The organism is Pseudomonas sp. BS-2016, assembly GCF_001806145.1.
GTDB classification, from domain to species: Bacteria; Pseudomonadota; Gammaproteobacteria; order Pseudomonadales; family Pseudomonadaceae; genus Aquipseudomonas; species Aquipseudomonas lundensis.
In genome coordinates, this window is record NZ_MLCT01000013.1 from 329347 (window position 1) to 347063 (window position 17717).

Sequence of the window (17717 nt, forward strand, 5' to 3'; positions counted from 1 at the left end):
CGTTTCTTAAGCTGTAGTCGGCAAATAAGCAGAGCGCCAGCATCGCATAGCTGGCGGAGGGTTGAAACATTTCTGAAACACTTGTGAGAAAACCCGCAGGGAGAGGCCGCCGTGGTCAGCGGCCGCTCGCGGTGCCGGGCGTCAGAGCGTGCTGTACAGCGGGAAGGTGCCCAGCAGCAAGGCGGCCAGCAGAATGCCCATGCACACCAGAACCGCCCATTTCAGGGTGAAGCGCTGGTGGTCGCCAAACTCGATACCAGCCAGCGCCACCAGCAGGTACGTGGAGGGCACCAACGGGCTGAGCAAGTGCACGGGCTGGCCGACAATCGAGGCGCGGGCCATTTCGACCGCGGTGATTCCGTAGTGGCTCGCGGCCTCGGCCAGTACGGGCAACACGCCGTAGTAGAACGCATCGTTGGACATGAAAAAGGTAAACGGCAGGCTGACCAGCGCGGTGATGACCGCCAGGTACGGCCCCAGCGCCGGAGGAATAACGGCCAGCAGGCTTTTTGACATGGCATCCACCATGCCGGTGCCGGAGAGGATGCCGGTGAAAATACCCGCCGCGAAAATCAGCCCGACCACCGCCAGCACGCTGCCTGCGTGGGCGGCGACGCGGTCTTTTTGTTGTTGCAGGCATGGGTAGTTAACGATCATCGCGATGCTGAACGCGACCATGAACAGCACGGGCAGCGGCAGCAAACCGGCGATCAGGGTCATCATCAACGCCAGGGTCAGCGCGCCGTTGAACCAGATCAGTTTGGGGCGGCGTGCGTCGGGGAATTGCGACACGCTGATCTCGCTGTGATCCACGTCGTCGCCTTGCACATGCAACTGGCCCAGACGCGCGCGCTCGCGCAGGCCGTAGCACCAGGCGATCACCAGAATGGTCGCGCAACCTGCCAGCATGGCGGGGATCATCGGCACAAAAATGTCAGAGGGGTCCACATGCAGCGCACTGGCGGCCCGTGCAGTCGGCCCGCCCCACGGCGTCATGTTCATCACCCCGCCCGCCAGAATAATCAGCCCGGCCATGATGCGCGGGCTCATGCCGATGCGCTTGTACAGCGGCAGCATCGCCGCCACGCAAATCATGTAGGTGGTGGCGCCGTCGCCATCCAGCGACACCACCAGTGCCAGCACGGCGGTGCCGACGCTGATTTTCAGCGGGTCGCCCTTGACCAGCTTGAGGATCTTGCGCACGGCCGGGTCGAACAGGCCGGAGTCGATCATCAGGGCGAAATACAAAATGGCAAACATCAGCATCACCCCGGTCGGGGCCAGCTTGGTAATGCCTTCGAGCATCATGGGGCCGATCTTGGGTGCAAAACCGCCGAAGAGCGCAAACAGGATAGGCACCAGAATCAACGCGATGAGGGCGGACAGGCGCTTGGTCATGATCAGGTACATGAACGTAATGACCATGGCAAAGCCAAGGAAGGTCAGCATAAACAGTCACCATTCTTATTGTTGTCGAGTGGGCGCTGAGCGCGGGTTGGACCGCTGCTCTGGCCTGCCGGTCTTATGCCGGGAGTGACGCGATGCTAGAGGGGAATGCTTTCAGCCAGCTTTCGCCGGGCAGAAATGATTGAAGGGGCGTGTCAGGGGGGCAAAAGCGGTGGTCGCTGACGGCCCAAGAGCGCGCGTCAGCGACAACCGGTGTGGCTTCAGTCCAGTTTGAGGACTTTGGCCAGGACGATTTTCGGGCCTTTCATCTTTTTGATGATGATGCGCAGGCCTTCGACTTCCAGCAGTTCTTCTTCTTCCGGCACGCGCTTGAGGGTGTCGTAGATCAGGCCCGCCACGGTTTCGGCTTCGACGTGGTCAAGATCGACTCCCAGCAGGCGCTCGATCTTGAACAGTGGCGTATCGCCCCGCACCAGCAGCTTGCCGGGCTGGTACGAAAGAATGCCGCGCTCGGCCTTGCGGTGTTCGTCCTGAATGTCGCCCACCAGCACTTCGAGCACGTCTTCCATGGTCAGGTAGCCCACGACTTTGCCGTCCGCTTCTTCGACCAGCGCGAAGTGCGCGCCGCCTTTGCGGAACTGTTCAAGCAACTGCGACAGCGGCATGTGGCGCGACACGCGCTCCAGCGGCCGGGTCAGTTCTTCGAGGTTGAACGTCTCGGGCAAGTGGTCGAGGTCTGCCAGTTCCAGCAGCAGGTCTTTGATGTGCAGCAAACCGACGAAGGTGTTGGTTTCGGCATCGTAGACCGGGTAGCGGCTGTACTTGTGGCGACGGAACAGCGCGAGGATTTCCTTGAGCGGTGCCTTGGAGTCGAGGGTCACGAGGTCTTCGCGGGAGTTGGCCCAGTCGACCACTTCCAGTTCGCCCATTTCCACGGCCGAAGCCAATACCCGCATGCCTTGGTCGCTCGGGTCCTGACCACGGCTGGAGTGCAGGATCAGTTTGAGTTCTTCGCGGCTGTAGGCGTGGTCGTGGTGCGCGCCTGGTTCGCCCTGGCCTGCAATGCGCAAAATCGCGTTGGCGCTGGCATTGAGCAGGTAAATGGCCGGGTACATGGCCCAATAGAACAGGTACAGCGGCACAGCGGTCCACAGCGACAGCGCCTCGGGTTTGCGGATCGCCCAGGATTTGGGGGCCAGTTCGCCAACCACGATGTGCAGGTACGAAATGATGAAGAAGGCGGTGAAGAACGACACGCCTTTGACCACTTCGGCCGACTCTACGCCCAGCGCGCTGAGCAGCGGTTCAAGCAGGTGTGCGAACGCCGGTTCACCGACCCAGCCCAGACCCAGCGAGGCCAGCGTAATGCCCAGCTGACACGCCGACAGGTAGGCGTCGAGCTGGCTGTGAACGGTGCGCAGTATGCGTCCGCGCCAGCCGTTCTGGTCGGCGATGGCTTCGACCCGGGTTGAGCGCAGTTTGACCATGGCAAATTCCGCCGCAACGAAGAAGCCGTTGAGCAAAACCAGGATCAGTGCAAAAAGAATCATGCCGAAATCGGCGAACAGTGTGGCGAGGGTCAAGCCAGGGGAAGGGTCCATGATGGAGTTTTAATGGTTCCGTTGTTTCAAAAAAGGGAAAGGTCAAGTGCCTGAAGGGCAGGCACATGGCAAGCAATGTAACCATTGATGTAGCCGTTGCCTAGTGGGCGAACGCCGCAGGGTTCAGTCAATCAGGTCGGGGCTGAGCGATTTTGTGACCTGAACCGGTGGGAAATGGCAGGTGAAGGTGCTGCCGTGGCCCAGTACGCTGCTGATTTCAAGGCGGGCGCGATGGCGCAGCAGCACATGCTTGACGATGGCCAGCCCCAGGCCCGTGCCGCCGGTGCTGGCGTTGCGGCTGGAGTCGACGCGGTAGAAGCGTTCGGTCAGGCGCGGCAGGTGTTTGCTGTCGATCCCGACACCGGAATCCTGCACGCTCAAGTGCGCGCCCGAGCCGTCGGACCACCAGCGAATGCGAATGTGCCCGCCGTCCTGGGTGTATTTGACGGCGTTAAATACCAGGTTTGAAAACGCACTGCGCAGCTCGGTCTCACTGCCTTTGAGGGCAACGTCGGCTTCAACGTCCAGCGTAATGGTTTGATTGCGCTGCCCGGACAACGCCTGCGCGTCGTTTTTGATGGTGCGCAGCAGGCTGTCGATCGGCACGGGCTGGTTGTCCGACGGGTAATCCGTGGCTTCCAGTTTGGCCAGCAACAGCAAGTCGTTGAGCAAGGTTTGCATGCGCTCGCCCTGTTGCTGCATTTGCGACAGCGGGCGTTTCCAGCGGGGGTTCACGTCATCGACGTTATCCAGCAGGGTTTCCAGATAGCCGCAGATGACGGTCAGCGGCGTGCGCAGCTCGTGGGACACGTTGGCGATGAAGTCTTTGCGCATTTGTTCGAGCTGGTGCAAACGCGTGACGTCGCGCACCAGCATCAGGTGTTCGTTGTTGCCGTAGCGGGTGATGTAGAGCTGGATGCGCAGGTGGTCGTTGACCGGCGAGGGGATGTCCAGCGGTTCGGCGTAGTTGTCCTGCTCGAAATACTCCTTGAAGCGCGGGTGGCGCACCAGGTTGGTCACGGGCTGGCCGCTGTCCTGGGGCGTCTTGAGGCCCAGCAAGGTCTCTGCGGCGCGGTTCCACCATTCGAGGTTGCCATCGCTGTCGAGCATCACCACAGCGTCCTTGAGCGCCGCCGTGGACTCTTGCACGCGGTCGATGACGGCTTGCAGGCGCCCGCGCACGCGCTGATCGCGGCGTTGCAGGTGATAAATGCTGTCGAACACTTCGCCCCACAGGCCATAGCCGTCGGGCGGGGCTTCATCGGGTTGGTGATTGCGCAGCCAATCGTGCAGGCGCAGCAACTGTTTGAGGGTCCAGCCCAGGTACAAGGCCACCCCGGCGGCCAGGCTCCAGCCGTAATAGCCCGTGACCAGCCCGATCAACAGGCAGCCCGTGACCAGAAGCAACAAATGACGAATCAGCGTGCTATGCCAGTTTTGATTCACGTCGCGCGGGTCCTTGCTTGCCGTTGAGTCTGGAGGGGGTATCAGGCTTTGGTGGAGAAGCGATACCCGGTGCCGCGCACGGTTTGTACCAGATTCTCGTACGCCTCGCCGAGGGCTTTGCGCAGACGGCGGATGTGCACGTCCACGGTGCGCTCTTCAACGTACACGTTGCCGCCCCACACTTGGTCGAGCAATTGGCCGCGGGTGTAGGCGCGTTCCTGGTGGGTCATGAAGAACTGCAACAGACGATATTCGGTCGGGCCCATTTCGGCGGGGGTGCCGTCGATGGTGACGCGGTGGCTGATCGGGTCGAGCAACAAGCCGCCAATTTCAATGGGGGATTCGCTGTCCGCCGGGCCTGCACGCCGTAACACGGCTTTGAGGCGCGCCACCAGCTCGCGCGGGGAAAAGGGTTTGGTGATGTAGTCGTCCGCGCCGACTTCCAGCCCTTGAATCTTGTTGTCCTCTTCACCCTTGGCCGTGAGCATGATGATCGGGATGTCCCCGGTCATTTCCTCGCGCTTGAGGCGGCGGGCCAGCTCAATGCCGGACGTGCCCCCCGGCAGCATCCAGTCGAGCAGGATCAAGTCGGGTTTACGGTCGACGATGATGGAGTGGGCCTGCTGAGCATTCTCCGCCTCCAGGCAGTCGTAACCCGCCATTTCCAGAGCCACAGCGATCATTTCGCGGATCGGTGCCTCGTCATCGACGATCAGAATGCTCCTGCCAACCATGCCGTAATCCTCATGTCATTTATCTGTCTTGTGGCGCATTAGATAACGGAATTATTGCAGTCGTGTGACAACTTTGGGCAAGCGCCACGTTCGAAGGACGAATGACCTACGCTTGAGGTCCAAATCGTACAACCACGAAGAGGACGATTCCGATGACATACCGCTCGTTTTACCTAAAGACATTATTGCTAAGCGCTGTACTTGCATTGCCGGGGCTGGCATTGGCCGCAGAGCCCGCGATGATCAAAAGGGGTGTATTGGTCGATCATAACGGCATGACGCTCTACACCTACGCCAAAGACACAGACGGTAAATCGATGTGCAATGACGAATGCGCCAAGTATTGGCCGCCGCTCAAGGCTGAAAGCACAGACACCGGCGAAGGCAAATGGTCAACGATCATTCGGGACGACCAGCAGGTTCAGTGGGCCTATAAGGGCAAGCCGTTGTACACCTTCGTGAAGGACAAGAAAGCGGGCGACAAGCGCGGGATCGGGGAAATGGGCGGTGCCTGGAAAGTCGCCAAGCCCTAAGCCGCCTTGCAGCAGGCCCCGTGATCCGGCGCTCATAAAAAAACCTCGCCCCCTGAACAGGAAGGCGAGGTTTTTTTAGTGCGCTGCCTTAAGCCGCGCTGGGCGACTTGGGACGGCGAACATCAGGTTGCTTCCATGACTCGGCAGCCGCCTCATCAATGGCTTGCTGGATGGCTTTCTTGCGGTGTTCTTCGGCACGACGGCTGAAGAACCACACCAGGAAGGTCACCAGCGACACCGCCAGCAGGATCAGGCTGGCCACTGCGTTGATCTCGGGCTTAACCCCGAGGCGCACGGCCGAGAACACTTCCATTGGCAACGTGGTCGAGCCCGGGCCGGACACGAAGCTGGCCAGTACCAGGTCGTCCAGCGACAGGGCAAAGGACATCATGGCGCCCGCTGCCAGCGAAGGCGCGATCATCGGGATGGTGATCAGAAAGAACACTTTCCAGGGCTTGGCGCCCAAGTCCATGGCCGCTTCTTCGATCGACAGGTCCAGTTCGCGCAACCGCGCCGACACCACGACCGCCACATACGCTGCACAGAACGTGGTGTGAGCGATCCAGATGGTGACGATGCCGCGCTCTTGCGGCCAGCCAATCATCTGCGCCATGGCCACGAACAGCAGCAACAGCGACAGACCGGTAATCACTTCAGGCATCACCAGCGGCGCTGTCACCAGGCCGCCGAACAACGTGCGGCCTTTGAAGTGGCTGATGCGCGTCAGCACAAACGCTGCCAGGGTGCCCAGGGCGACCGCCGCAATCGCCGTGTACAGCGCGATTTCCAGCGAGCGCATGACCGAGCCCATGAGCTGCGTGTTGTCCAGCAGGCCGGTGTACCACTTCAGCGACCAGCCGCCCCACACCGTCACCAGCTTGGAGGCGTTGAACGAGTAGATCACCAGAATCAGCATCGGCAGGTAGATGAACAACAACCCCGCGACCAACATGAAGCTAGAAAAACGGAAGCGATTCATATCTTGCCCTCCAGCTCTTTAGCCTGGCTGCGGTTGAACAGGATGATAGGCACGATCAGGATCGCCAGCATGACCACGGCAAGCGCGGAGGCTACCGGCCAGTCACGGTTGTTGAAGAACTCTTGCCACAACACTTTACCGATCATCAGGGTTTCCGGGCCGCCCAGCAGTTCCGGGATCACGAACTCACCTACGACCGGGATGAACACCAGCATGCAGCCGGCGATGATGCCGTTCTTGGACAGCGGAACGGTGATCTTCCAGAAGCTGTTGAAGGTGCTCGAACCCAGGTCAGACGCGGCTTCCAGCAGGCTGGTGTCGTGCTTCACGAGGTTGGCGTACAGCGGCAGGATCATGAACGGCAGGTACGAATAGACGATACCGATGTAGACCGCGATGTTGGTGTTGAGGATCTGCATCGGTTCGCTGATCCAGCCCATCGACATCAGGAAGCCGTTGAGCAGCCCGTTGTTGCTCAGGATGCCCATCCACGCGTAAACGCGGATCAGGATGGCGGTCCAGGTGGGCATCATGATCAGCAGCACCAGCACGGTCTGCATTTCTTTACGCGCATTGGCGATGGCGTAGGCCATCGGATAGCCGATCAGCAGGCACAGCAGCGTGCTGAAAAAGGCCATCTTCAACGAGCCCAGATAAGCGGCGATGTACAGCTCATCGTCGCCCAGCATGGCGTAGTTGCCCAGGTTCAGCAGGATCTGGATCTTTTGGTCAACGTAGCTGTAGATCTCGGTATAAGGCGGGATCGCAACGTCGGCCTCGGCAAAGCTGATCTTCAACACAATGAAGAACGGCAGCATGAAGAACAAAAACAGCCACAGGAATGGAATCCCGATCACCGCATGGCGGCCCCGGGGGGTTATTCGTTGCAGTCGGCGTTTAAGTTTTCGCATGTTCATGAGCGCAGTACCACGCCGCTGTCGTCTTCCCACCAGACGTAAACTTCGTCGTCCCAGGTCGGGCGTGCGCCACGGCGTTCGGCGTTGGCCACAAACGATTGCACCAGCTTGCCGCTCGGCAGTTCGACGTAGAACACCGAGTGCCCGCCCAGATACGCGATGTCATGCACCTTGCCGCGCGACCAGTTGTACTCGTAGGTCGGCTTCTCAGTGGTGACGAGCATTTTTTCCGGGCGAATCGCGTAGGTCACATGCTTGTCTTCCACCGAGGTGCTGATGCCGTGACCGACGTAGATGTCGTTCTCCAGCTCCGGGCAGTTGATACGGGCATAGCCTTCTGCGTCGTCGACCACTTCACCTTCGAACAGGTTGACGTTGCCGATGAATTCGCACACCAGTCGGCTGACCGGGGTTTCATAAATGTCGATCGGGCTGCCGATCTGGGCAATCCAGCCCAAATGCATGATCGCGATGCGCTGGGCCATGGTCATGGCCTCTTCCTGGTCGTGGGTCACCATCACGCAGGTCACGCCCACGCGCTCGATGATTTCCACCAGTTCGAGTTGCATTTGCGACCGCAGTTTTTTATCCAGCGCGCCCATCGGTTCGTCGAGCAGCAGCAGCTTCGGGCGTTTGGCCAACGAGCGGGCCAGGGCCACACGCTGGCGCTGGCCACCGGACAACTGGTGCGGCTTGCGCTTGGCGTACTGGCTCATGTGCACCAGCTTGAGCATCTCGCCCACGCGGGCATCGATCTCGGCGTTGGACATTTTGTCCTGCTTGAGACCGAATGCGATGTTCTGCGCCACGGTCATGTGCGGAAACAGCGCGTAGGACTGGAACATCATGTTGATCGGCCGCTCGTAGGGCGGCATGTCCGTGATGTCCACACCGTCGAGGAAGATACGGCCCTCTGTTGGGCGCTCGAAACCGGCGAGCATACGCAGCAAGGTGGATTTGCCCGATCCCGATCCGCCGAGCAAGGCGAAGATTTCGCCTTTGTTGATTTCCAGGGACACGTCGTCCACGGCAATCGTCTCGTCGAATTTTTTCGTGACCCGGTCGATTTTGACCAGTACCTGTTTAGGGGTCTGGTCGCCCTCGAGGGCTTTCTTATAGGCGCCGGAGGCAACAGCCATTACGAAACTCCCAACAAATTTAGCAGCCCGATCCAGATGGTCGGGCCTTGGATAGGTGATCCAGAGGGTTATTTACCCGTCTTGACCTTGGTCCACGTGCGCGTCATCAGACGTTGCACTTTCGGGGGTAGTTCGGTGGAAACGTAGGTTTTGTCCAGTACCGCCTGGGTTGGGTAAACCGCTTCGTCGGTACGAATGGACTCGTCCATCACCTTGTCGGCCGCCGGGTTAGGGTTGGCATAACCGACATAGTCGCTGACCTGAGCGATCACTTCAGGTTTGAGCAAGTAGTTGATGAACGTGTGGGCTTCCTTGACGTTGCTGGAGTCCTTGGGGATCGCCAGCATGTCAAACCACAGGGCGCCGCCTTCCTTGGGCACGATGTAGGCGATGTTGACGCCCTTTTTGGCCTCTTCGGCACGCGCCTTGGCCTGGAACACATCACCGGAGAAACCAATGGCGACACAGATGTTGCCGTTGGCCAGGTCGGAAATGTACTTGGAAGAATGGAAGTAGGTGACGTACGGACGCACCGACATCAGGGTCTTTTCAGCTTCTTTGTAGTCTTTGGGGTTGGTGCTGTTGGCGTCTTTGCCCAAGTAATTGAGCACGGTCGGCAGCATTTCGTCGGCCGAGTCGAGGAAGGCCACGCCGCAGCTTTGCAGCTTCTTCATGTTCTCGGGTTTGAACACCACATCCCACGAGTCGATGGTGTCGACGCCCAGTACTTCTTTGACTTTGTCGACGTTGTAACCGATGCCATTGGTGCCCCACAGATAAGGCACGGCATACAGGTTGCCCGGATCGTTTTGCTCAAGACGCTTGAGCAAGGCCGGATCGAGGTTGGAATAGTTGGGCAGCTGCGATTTATCGAGCTTTTGGAAGGCGCCCGCTTTGATCTGCTTGCCCAGGAAGTGGTTAGACGGCACGACCACGTCATAACCGGTACGTCCGGCCAGCAGTTTGCCTTCCAGGGTTTCGTTGGAATCGAAGACGTCATAGACCGGTTTGATACCGGTGGCCTTTTCAAAATCGGCCAACGTGGTCGGGGCGATGTAGTCCGACCAGTTATAGATGTGCACGGTGGGTGCCGCTTGTACGCTGACGGCAAGCGTCAAACCAGCGCCGACCAGCAAGGTCTTGCGAAACAAAGATATAGACACGTGATGGTCCTCAAAATAGTTGGGCCTGAGTTGCCCGCGTCACACGGCAGCAGTACCGCCAAAGACAAAACCGGCGCGCAACTTACCCTCGATAAACCTGCACAGCAAAGTTTTCTGCGATTAATTGCGCGATGGCCGGTTTTTGACACCGCTGCGCCAGGTTGCGACAGGGCCTTGAAGGCCTTCAAAAGGGCAAATACCTGCGTCCTTTTGTCTCAATCGCCACCCTGCGCAGCCGCTACCGATGGCTTACTTGCCCGACTTGATTTTGGTCCAGCTGCGGGTCAGCAACCGCAAGGTGGCCGGTGGCAAATCGCTGATTGCGTACAACTTGGCTTTCACCTCGTCGGACGGGTAGATGCTCGGGTCGCCCGAAATATCTTTATTCACCAGTGGCGTTGCAGCCAGGTTCCCGTTCGGGAAACGGACGCTGTTGGTGATTTCGGCCATCACTTCCGGCTGCAGCAGGAAGTTCATGTAGGCATAAGCTGCGTCCACGTTTTCGGCATCTTTGGGGATGGCAACCATGTCATAGAAGCTGCCAGCGCCTTCTTTCGGAATCACGTACTTGAGCTTGACCTTGTCACCGGCTTCCTTGGCGCGGGAAATCGACTGTTCAAGGTCACCCGAGTAACCCACGGCGACACAGATGTTGCCGTTGGCCAGGTCGGAGATGTACTTGGAGGAGTGGAAGTAACCCACCGAAGGACGGATCTTCAGGAACAGGGCTTCGGCTTCAGCCAATTGCTTTTTGTCCTGCGAGTCGGTCGGGTAGCCCAGGTAATGCAAGGCAGCCGGGATCATCTCGGTGGGCGAGTCGAGGAAGCTGATGCCACAGCTTTTGAGCTTGGCCGCGTTCTCGGGCTTGAACAGCACGTCCCATGAATCGATGGTGTCGACGCCCAGGGCAGCCTTGACCTTTTCAGGGTTGTAGCCGATGCCGATGGTGCCCCACATGTACGGGAACGCGTGCTTGTTGTCCTTGTCGCTGGCATCGCCAACGGCCTTGAGCAACGCAGGGTCGAGGTTTTTCCAGTTAGGCAGCTTGGATTTGTCCAGCTCCTGGTAAACCCCGGCCTTGATCTGCTTGGCCAGGAAATTGTTGGACGGCACGACGATGTCGTAGCCGGACTTGCCCGCCAGCAGCTTGGCCTCCAGGGTCTCGTTGCTGTCGAACACGTCGTACACCACTTTGATACCGGTCTGGTCTTCAAACTTTTTCACGGTATCGGGTGCGATGTAATCGGACCAGTTGTAGATGTGCAGCACTTTGTCTGCTGCTTGTGCTGCCCCAGCCATCACACCCATCAAGGACAGGGCGAGAAGGGTCTTGCCAGCGTTCTTAAAACCTGATGCCTTCATCTGTAATGCTCCAATTATTCTTTTAAACCACCGATTCAGCGTCCTGATCTCAGGGTGACTAAAGCCGGCGGCTAGTCTGGCAAGATCCGGGGCAGGCTTTCAAGGGAAGAGCCTTGATTCTTAAGGCTTCGAGCGCAATTACCTACTTTAAAACGGCAGTTGTCTTGCGCTTGAAGCCTAGCAGTTAACCTTGCAGGACTTCCAAGGTCAGATCCAGGCACTTACGAGCCTTGGTTACCAGCTCATCAATCTCGTCCCGGGTGATTACCAGCGGTGGCGAAATAATCATGGTGTCGCCCACGGCGCGCATGATCAGGCCGTTATCAAAGCAGAACTGGCGGCAGATCATGCCCACCCCTTTGCCCTCATAACGTTTGCGCGTGGCTTTGTCCTGCACCAGTTCGATGGCGCCCAACATGCCGACACCACGGACTTCGCCCACCAGCGGGTGATCGTTCAGTTCGCGTAAACGCTTTTGCAAATACGGTGCCGTTTCGGCATGTACCTTTTCGATAATTTTCTCATCGCGCAGGATGCGGATGTTTTCCAGCGCAACGGCAGCGGCCACCGGGTGACCGGAGTAGGTAAAGCCGTGGTTAAAGTCACCGCCTTCGTTGAGCACGTCCACGACTTCATCGCGCACGATCAGACCGCCCATGGGGATGTAGCCGGAGGTCAGGCCTTTGGCAATGGTCATCATGTCGGGCTTGAGGCCGTAGAAATCGCTACCGAACCACTCACCGGTGCGGCCAAAACCACAAATCACTTCATCGGCCACGAACAGGATGTCGTATTTGGCGAGGATTTCTTTGATGCGCGGCCAGTAGGTGTCAGGCGGCACGATCACGCCGCCTGCACCCTGAATGGGCTCAGCGATAAAGGCACCGACGTTATCGACGCCGATTTCGAGGATTTTTTCTTCCAGTTGATTGGCCGCCCAGATGCCGAACTCTTCCGGGGACATGTCACCGCCTTCGCCGAACCAGTAAGGCTGCGGGATGTGGGTGATGCCCGGGATCGGCAAGTCGCCCTGTTCGTGCATGTAGGTCATGCCGCCCAGGCTGGCGCCGGCCACGGTCGAACCGTGGTAACCGTTTTTGCGGCTGATGATGACTTTCTTGTTCGGTTTGCCCTTGATCGCCCAGTAGTGGCGGACCATGCGCAACATGGTGTCGTTGCCTTCGGAGCCCGAGCCGGTGAAGAACACGTGGTTCATGCCTGCAGGCGCGATCTCGGCAATGACCTTCGACAGCTCCAGCACGGGTGGGTGGGCGGTCATGAAAAACAGGTTGTAGTAGGGCAGTTCGCGCATTTGCTTGCTGGCCGCGTCGGCCAGTTCGTCACGCCCGTAACCGATGGCCACACACCACAGGCCGGCCATGCCGTCGAGAATCTTGTGACCTTCGCTGTCCCACAGGTACACGCCCTTGGCGTGAGTGATGATGCGCGGGCCAACTTCTTTCAACTGCTTAAAGTCGCTGAATGGCGCGAGGTGGTGATCGTTACTGAGGTTCTGCCATTCGCGGGTTTGCGGGTTCTTGTTAGTCATACGGCTCTCCTTTATTCAGTGGGGAGCCGCGCTTCCCAAGCGCGGCCCCGGCGTGTCAGACGGCGAACAGCAGGAATTCCCGCTCCCACGAACTGATGACGCGCTTGAAGTTTTCATGCTCGGCACGTTTGACCGCGACGTAGCCGGTGATGAACTTGGTGCCCAGGTACTTCTCGATGGTCTTGCTGTTTTCCATGCGCTCAAGCGCATCTTCGATGGTCAACGGCAGGCGCAGGTTGCGACGCTCATAACCGCGACCAACAACCGGCGCGCTCGGATTAACGCCTTCGACCATGCCGATGTAGCCACACAGCAGGCTGGCGGCAATCGCCAGATACGGGTTGGCGTCGGCGCCCGGCAGACGGTTCTCGACCCGACGGTTTTGCGGACCGGCATCCGGCACCCGCAGACCCACGGTCCGGTTCTCTTCACCCCATTCCACGTTCACCGGTGCCGATGTGTCAGGCAAGAAACGGCGGAAGGAGTTCACGTTCGGTGCAAACAGCGGCAGCAGCTCTGGAATGAACTTCTGCAAGCCACCGATGTGATTGAGGAACAGCGTGCTCATGGTGCCGTCTTCATTAGAGAAGACGTTCTTGCCGGTTTGAATGTCGATAATGCTCTGGTGCAAGTGCATGGCACTGCCAGGCTCGCCGGTCATGGGCTTGGCCATGAAGGTGGCGGCAACGTCGTGCTTGAGCGCGGCTTCACGCATGGTGCGCTTGAACACCAGAATCTGGTCGGCCAGCGACAGCGCGTCGCCATGACGGAAGTTGATTTCCATCTGCGCGGTGCCGTCTTCGTGGATCAGGGTGTCCAGATCCAGCTCTTGCAGTTCGCACCAGTCGTAAACATCTTCGAACAGGGGGTCGAATTCGTTGGCGGCTTCTATAGAGAAGGACTGACGGCCGGTTTCCGGGCGACCCGAGCGACCGACTGGCGGCTGCAACGGATAATCCGGGTCGTCGCTGCGCTTGGTCAGGTAAAACTCCATTTCCGGCGCCACGATGGGCTGCCAGCCATGGTCGGCATAGAGTTTAAGTACCTTCTTCAGCACGTTGCGCGGCGACAACTCAATCGGGTTGCCTTGCTTGTCGTAGGTGTCGTGAATCACCTGGGCCGTGGGCTCGATCGCCCATGGCACGAGAAATACGGCGTTCTCGTCGGGGCGGCAGACCATATCAATGTCGGCCGGATCGAGGAGTTCGTAATAGATGTCGTCTTCGACGTAGTCGCCCGTTACGGTCTGCAGCAATACGCTCTCGGGCAGGCGCATGCCTTTTTCGGCAATGAACTTGTTGGTCGGCGAGATCTTGCCGCGAGTAATCCCGGTAAGGTCGGCGATCATGCATTCGACTTCTGTGATCTTGTGGTCTTTCAACCAATCGGTGAGCTGGTCGAGGTTGTTACTCATAAATGCCTCTGGGCTGAGTTTCCTGACTTGAATAAGTCAGGCGTTTACTGACGCATCGGCGTCGCGTTGTGTTGCGCGCCGTCTGCAGGCATCTCCAAATGCCTGGAAGATGGCGAGGTAAATCGGGTTAGAGCTTACCTGCCATTCGGGGTGCCACTGAACAGCTAAAGTAAAAGCCTTGCCGCCTTCGACCGAAACCGCCTCCACCAGACCGTCCGGCGCAGTGGCTTCAACCCGCAAGCAGGGGGCCAAGCGATCAATACCCTGGGTGTGAATGGAATTGACCGCGAATTCAGCCGGCACGCCCAGACCGGCCAGCACGCCGCCGGGGTGAACGTGCATGGCGTGGCTGGGTGCATACTGCACGTCAACCGGGGCGCTGGGGTCTTCGCGGTGCTCGATGAAGCCCTCGACTTCGTGGAGTTTCTGGTGAAGCGAGCCGCCGAGAGCTACATTCAACTCCTGAAACCCGCGGCAGATGCCAAGCACGGGAACGCCAGCAGCGAGCGCGGCACGGATCAGGGGGAGGGTGGTGCGATCACGGTCAGGGTCATGCAGCGTGCCAGGCGCGCTGGACGGGCCGTGATACAAATGAGGTTCGATATTGGAGGGTGACCCGGTAAAGAGCAGGCCATCCAGACCGTCAAGAATATCGATCGGATCAATAAGCTCCGCCAACGACGGAACGATCAGAGGCAAGCCTTTGGCTGCCACCGCAACTGCTCGCACGTACTTGTCACCAGTGATGTGATAAGGATGCAAACCGATCTGCTTGGTGCAGGCGGTGACGCCGATTAACGGCAGGCGTGACATGTAACACCCCGGTATTATTGCTGTTATGGGTTTGAATCGAGCTTAGCCTTGTTCATTTTTTTACACAACACCCCCGTAAAAAATACAACACGGCCCGCTCAAGCCTGCGGGCGGCACGGTTTTTTTTAAGTGAATGGCGCCCTAAAAAGCGTCAAAAATGGCCTTTCAGCGCTTTTTTAGGGCGAAAAACAGGCTGCTTGACTTCGGTATGCCGTTCGGGTTGACTGAAACCCGTAGCGCTCAATGATTGATATTTTTAACAACAAAGGTGTTGCATCATGTCGGTACCCCCGCGTGCCGTTCAGCTGAATGAAGCGAACGCGTTCCTTAAGGAACATCCTGAGGTTCTGTACGTTGACCTTCTAATTGCGGATATGAATGGTGTAGTGCGCGGCAAGCGCATTGAACGCACCAGCCTCCACAAGGTTTACGAGAAAGGCATCAACCTGCCAGCCTCTTTATTTGCTCTGGATATCAATGGCTCAACGGTGGAAAGCACCGGTCTGGGTCTGGACATCGGTGACGCAGACCGAATCTGTTATCCAATCCCTGACACCCTGTGCAATGAACCATGGCAAAAGCGCCCGACTGCGCAACTGCTCATGACCATGCACGAACTTGAAGGTGAACCTTTCTTCGCCGATCCCCGCGAAGTACTGCGTCAAGTCGTGACCAAATTCGACGATCTTGGCCTGACCATCTGCGCCGCGTTCGAGCTGGAGTTCTACCTGATTGACCAGGAGAACGTGAACGGTCGTCCGCAACCTCCTCGCTCGCCAATTTCCGGCAAACGCCCGCATTCGACTCAGGTCTACCTGATCGACGACCTCGACGAATACGTCGACTGCCTCCAGGACATTCTGGAAGGTGCGAAAGAGCAAGGCATCCCGGCTGACGCCATCGTTAAAGAAAGCGCCCCGGCTCAGTTCGAGGTGAACCTGCACCACGTCGCCGACCCGATCAAGGCGTGCGACTACGCGGTATTGCTCAAGCGCCTGATTAAAAACATCGCCTACGACCATGAGATGGACACCACATTCATGGCCAAGCCTTATCCGGGCCAGGCGGGTAACGGGTTGCATGTACACATTTCGATTCTGGACAAAGATGGCAAGAACATTTTTGCCAGCGAGGATCCCGAGCAGAACGCCGCATTGCGCCATGCAATCGGCGGTGTGCTGGAGACCCTGCCCGCCCAAATGGCGTTCCTTTGCCCTAACGTCAACTCCTACCGTCGCTTTGGCGCACAGTTCTACGTGCCGAATTCGCCGTGCTGGGGCCTGGACAACCGCACGGTCGCGATTCGCGTTCCGACGGGTTCGTCCGACGCTGTGCGTATCGAGCACCGGGTAGCGGGCGCCGATGCCAACCCGTACCTGTTGATGGCGTCTGTTCTGGCCGGTGTTCACCACGGCCTGACCAACAAGATCGAGCCGGGTGCTCCGGTTGAAGGCAACAGCTACGAGCAGAACGAGCAAAGTCTGCCCAACAACTTGCGTGATGCACTGCGCGAGCTGGACGACAGCGAAGTGATGGCCAAGTACATCGACCCCAAATACATCGATATCTTTGTCGCCTGTAAAGAGAGTGAGCTGGAAGAGTTCGAACACTCCATCTCCGACCTCGAATACAACTGGTACTTGCACACCGTGTAAACGGATCGTGCGCAAAAAAACGCCGCCGGCTTCTGAGCCCGCGGCGTTTTTTTTGGTTTTTTCGTTCAATTAATCAGGCTTTTTCTGTCGCCACACAGGACAAATCTTACATAAAAATACATTTGAAGCTCCCAAGATGATCGACTTGTTGAGCCTCACATAGGGCGCTCCATTACCTTCACCGGACTGCCTTTTTATGCATCTTGTCTTGAAGCGGTCAGCGATCAAACATCACCGCCTGGCGGCGACCCTTTTGTTAATGGCGTTGATGGTCTATCACTCTGCCTTGGCTGAGGAAGCGCCTTGGCGCTATCACGCGCCTTCCCGTGCAGAGCACCTGGCAACGCTGGACCCAAAATACGCGTTGTGTAGTGCCGGGGAACATCAGTCGCCTATCAATATTGAGCAGGCGGTGTTTGCCGATTTGCCCCCCTTGCAGGTCCGCTATTTCAGAGGCCCTGCCACTGTGAGGCATAACGGGCATACGCTCGAAGTTCGTACAGACCTCAAAGGTGAGCTCAGGTTAGGCAATAAAGTCTATGAACTTGACCAGTTGCATTTTCATACCCCAAGCGGTGTGCAAATCCAGGGTCAGATTTATCCCCTGTCTGCGCATCTGGTTCATCGCGACAAAAAAGGCACGCTGGCGGTGATAGCCATTCAGTTCAAAAAAGGAAAAGAAAACATCAGTCTCGCTCAGTTGTTAGGGGTCATGCCTCGACACAAGGGCGATGCCTATGTGTTAGGGCAATTGGATGTGGAGCGTTTTTTTCCTGCTCAGCGTCATTACTACACTTACCGAGAAGGCTTGCCTGTACCGCCCTGCACTGAAAGGGTCCGCTGGCATATCTTGAAAACGCCCGTCGAAGTGTCTGAGGAACAGATTGTTGCCTTTCAATTGATGTTCCCGGTTGATCCGCAGCCCATCGAGCCTGTGATCAAGCACGCCGTGAGGGTCAGTGGCTAACCGCCCACTCGGCTCGTACAATGCCTGCTCCCCCGCAG

At 58.1% G+C, this 17717-nt stretch carries 15 protein-coding genes; 3 read left to right on the forward strand and 12 right to left on the reverse strand.

Annotated features, from left to right (window positions below; genetic code table 11):
- Positions 1–141: 141 nt before the first annotated feature.
- The 4 genes from BKD70_RS03515 to phoB all read right to left on the reverse strand — a co-directional run bounded on the left by BKD70_RS03515 (position 142) and on the right by phoB (position 5188).
- On the reverse strand, positions 142–1449 hold the full coding sequence (locus BKD70_RS03515; protein WP_047278559.1) for a CitMHS family transporter: 1308 nt from the start codon (positions 1447–1449) through the stop codon (positions 142–144).
- Positions 1450–1667: 218 nt separating this feature from the next.
- Positions 1668–3008 carry a hemolysin family protein gene (locus BKD70_RS03520; RefSeq protein ID WP_047278557.1) on the reverse strand — a complete coding sequence of 447 codons (1341 nt, stop codon included), beginning with the start codon at positions 3006–3008 and terminating at the stop codon, positions 1668–1670.
- Positions 3009–3131: 123 nt separating this feature from the next.
- On the reverse strand, positions 3132–4454 hold the full coding sequence (gene phoR / locus BKD70_RS03525) for a phosphate regulon sensor histidine kinase PhoR (RefSeq protein ID WP_047278555.1): 1323 nt from the start codon (positions 4452–4454) through the stop codon (positions 3132–3134).
- A gap of 41 nt (positions 4455–4495) precedes the next feature.
- Positions 4496–5188, reverse strand: a complete 693-nt coding sequence (phoB, locus tag BKD70_RS03530) for a phosphate regulon transcriptional regulator PhoB (RefSeq protein WP_047278552.1) — start codon at positions 5186–5188, stop codon at positions 4496–4498.
- A 152-nt stretch (positions 5189–5340) separates the two neighbouring features.
- Between phoB and BKD70_RS03535 the strand changes: the two genes are divergently transcribed.
- Positions 5341–5721, forward strand: coding sequence for a hypothetical protein (locus BKD70_RS03535; RefSeq protein ID WP_047278550.1), 381 nt, complete (start codon positions 5341–5343; stop codon positions 5719–5721).
- 88 nt (positions 5722–5809) lie between these two features.
- Here BKD70_RS03535 and BKD70_RS03540 read toward each other — a convergent pair whose 3' ends face one another.
- The 8 genes from BKD70_RS03540 to BKD70_RS03575 all read right to left on the reverse strand — a co-directional run bounded on the left by BKD70_RS03540 (position 5810) and on the right by BKD70_RS03575 (position 15057).
- Positions 5810–6700, reverse strand: a complete 891-nt coding sequence (locus BKD70_RS03540) for an ABC transporter permease subunit (protein ID WP_047278547.1) — start codon at positions 6698–6700, stop codon at positions 5810–5812.
- A complete protein-coding gene (locus tag BKD70_RS03545) occupies positions 6697–7617 on the reverse strand; it encodes an ABC transporter permease subunit (protein WP_047278545.1) in 921 nt (306 codons plus the stop codon). Before BKD70_RS03545 ends, BKD70_RS03540 begins: the two co-directional genes overlap by 4 nt.
- Positions 7614–8756, reverse strand: coding sequence for an ABC transporter ATP-binding protein (locus tag BKD70_RS03550; protein WP_047278543.1), 1143 nt, complete (start codon positions 8754–8756; stop codon positions 7614–7616). Before BKD70_RS03550 ends, BKD70_RS03545 begins: the two co-directional genes overlap by 4 nt.
- A 68-nt stretch (positions 8757–8824) precedes the next feature.
- A complete protein-coding gene (locus tag BKD70_RS03555) occupies positions 8825–9919 on the reverse strand; it encodes a polyamine ABC transporter substrate-binding protein (protein WP_047278541.1) in 1095 nt (364 codons plus the stop codon).
- A gap of 249 nt (positions 9920–10168) precedes the next feature.
- Positions 10169–11281, reverse strand: coding sequence for a polyamine ABC transporter substrate-binding protein (locus BKD70_RS03560; protein WP_047278539.1), 1113 nt, complete (start codon positions 11279–11281; stop codon positions 10169–10171).
- Positions 11282–11465: 184 nt separating this feature from the next.
- Entirely contained in the window at positions 11466–12830 is a 1365-nt protein-coding gene (locus BKD70_RS03565; RefSeq protein ID WP_047278537.1) for an aspartate aminotransferase family protein, read from the reverse strand.
- 55 nt (positions 12831–12885) lie between these two features.
- Positions 12886–14244, reverse strand: a complete 1359-nt coding sequence (locus BKD70_RS03570) for a glutamine synthetase family protein (RefSeq protein WP_047278535.1) — start codon at positions 14242–14244, stop codon at positions 12886–12888.
- A 36-nt stretch (positions 14245–14280) separates the two neighbouring features.
- Positions 14281–15057, reverse strand: coding sequence for a gamma-glutamyl-gamma-aminobutyrate hydrolase family protein (locus tag BKD70_RS03575; RefSeq protein WP_047278532.1), 777 nt, complete (start codon positions 15055–15057; stop codon positions 14281–14283).
- 278 nt (positions 15058–15335) lie between these two features.
- Here BKD70_RS03575 and BKD70_RS03580 point away from each other — a divergent pair, with 278 nt between their 5' ends.
- Together BKD70_RS03580 and BKD70_RS03585 are read left to right on the forward strand one after the other, a co-directional pair.
- Entirely contained in the window at positions 15336–16712 is a 1377-nt protein-coding gene (locus tag BKD70_RS03580; protein ID WP_020295897.1) for a glutamine synthetase family protein, read from the forward strand.
- 196 nt (positions 16713–16908) lie between these two features.
- Positions 16909–17679 carry a carbonic anhydrase gene (locus BKD70_RS03585; protein WP_052892223.1) on the forward strand — a complete coding sequence of 257 codons (771 nt, stop codon included), beginning with the start codon at positions 16909–16911 and terminating at the stop codon, positions 17677–17679.
- Positions 17680–17717: the final 38 nt, after the last annotated feature.

What these genes read in the sequence shown, in the direction of transcription:
- phoB (WP_047278552.1), bottom strand. Translation starts at nt 5,188, where the DNA reads ATGGTTGGCAGGAGCATTCTGATCGTCGATGACGAGGCACCGATCCGC.
- BKD70_RS03550 (WP_047278543.1), bottom strand. Translation starts at nt 8,756, where the DNA reads ATGGCTGTTGCCTCCGGCGCCTATAAGAAAGCCCTCGAGGGCGACCAG.
- BKD70_RS03565 (WP_047278537.1), bottom strand. Translation starts at nt 12,830, where the DNA reads ATGACTAACAAGAACCCGCAAACCCGCGAATGGCAGAACCTCAGTAAC.
- BKD70_RS03585 (WP_052892223.1), top strand. Translation starts at nt 16,909, where the DNA reads ATGCATCTTGTCTTGAAGCGGTCAGCGATCAAACATCACCGCCTGGCG.
- BKD70_RS03520 (WP_047278557.1), bottom strand. Translation starts at nt 3,008, where the DNA reads ATGGACCCTTCCCCTGGCTTGACCCTCGCCACACTGTTCGCCGATTTC.
- BKD70_RS03515 (WP_047278559.1), bottom strand. Translation starts at nt 1,449, where the DNA reads ATGCTGACCTTCCTTGGCTTTGCCATGGTCATTACGTTCATGTACCTG.
- BKD70_RS03560 (WP_047278539.1), bottom strand. Translation starts at nt 11,281, where the DNA reads ATGAAGGCATCAGGTTTTAAGAACGCTGGCAAGACCCTTCTCGCCCTG.
- BKD70_RS03575 (WP_047278532.1), bottom strand. Translation starts at nt 15,057, where the DNA reads ATGTCACGCCTGCCGTTAATCGGCGTCACCGCCTGCACCAAGCAGATC.
- BKD70_RS03580 (WP_020295897.1), top strand. Translation starts at nt 15,336, where the DNA reads ATGTCGGTACCCCCGCGTGCCGTTCAGCTGAATGAAGCGAACGCGTTC.
- BKD70_RS03545 (WP_047278545.1), bottom strand. Translation starts at nt 7,617, where the DNA reads ATGAACATGCGAAAACTTAAACGCCGACTGCAACGAATAACCCCCCGG.
- BKD70_RS03570 (WP_047278535.1), bottom strand. Translation starts at nt 14,244, where the DNA reads ATGAGTAACAACCTCGACCAGCTCACCGATTGGTTGAAAGACCACAAG.
- BKD70_RS03535 (WP_047278550.1), top strand. Translation starts at nt 5,341, where the DNA reads ATGACATACCGCTCGTTTTACCTAAAGACATTATTGCTAAGCGCTGTA.
- BKD70_RS03540 (WP_047278547.1), bottom strand. Translation starts at nt 6,700, where the DNA reads ATGAATCGCTTCCGTTTTTCTAGCTTCATGTTGGTCGCGGGGTTGTTG.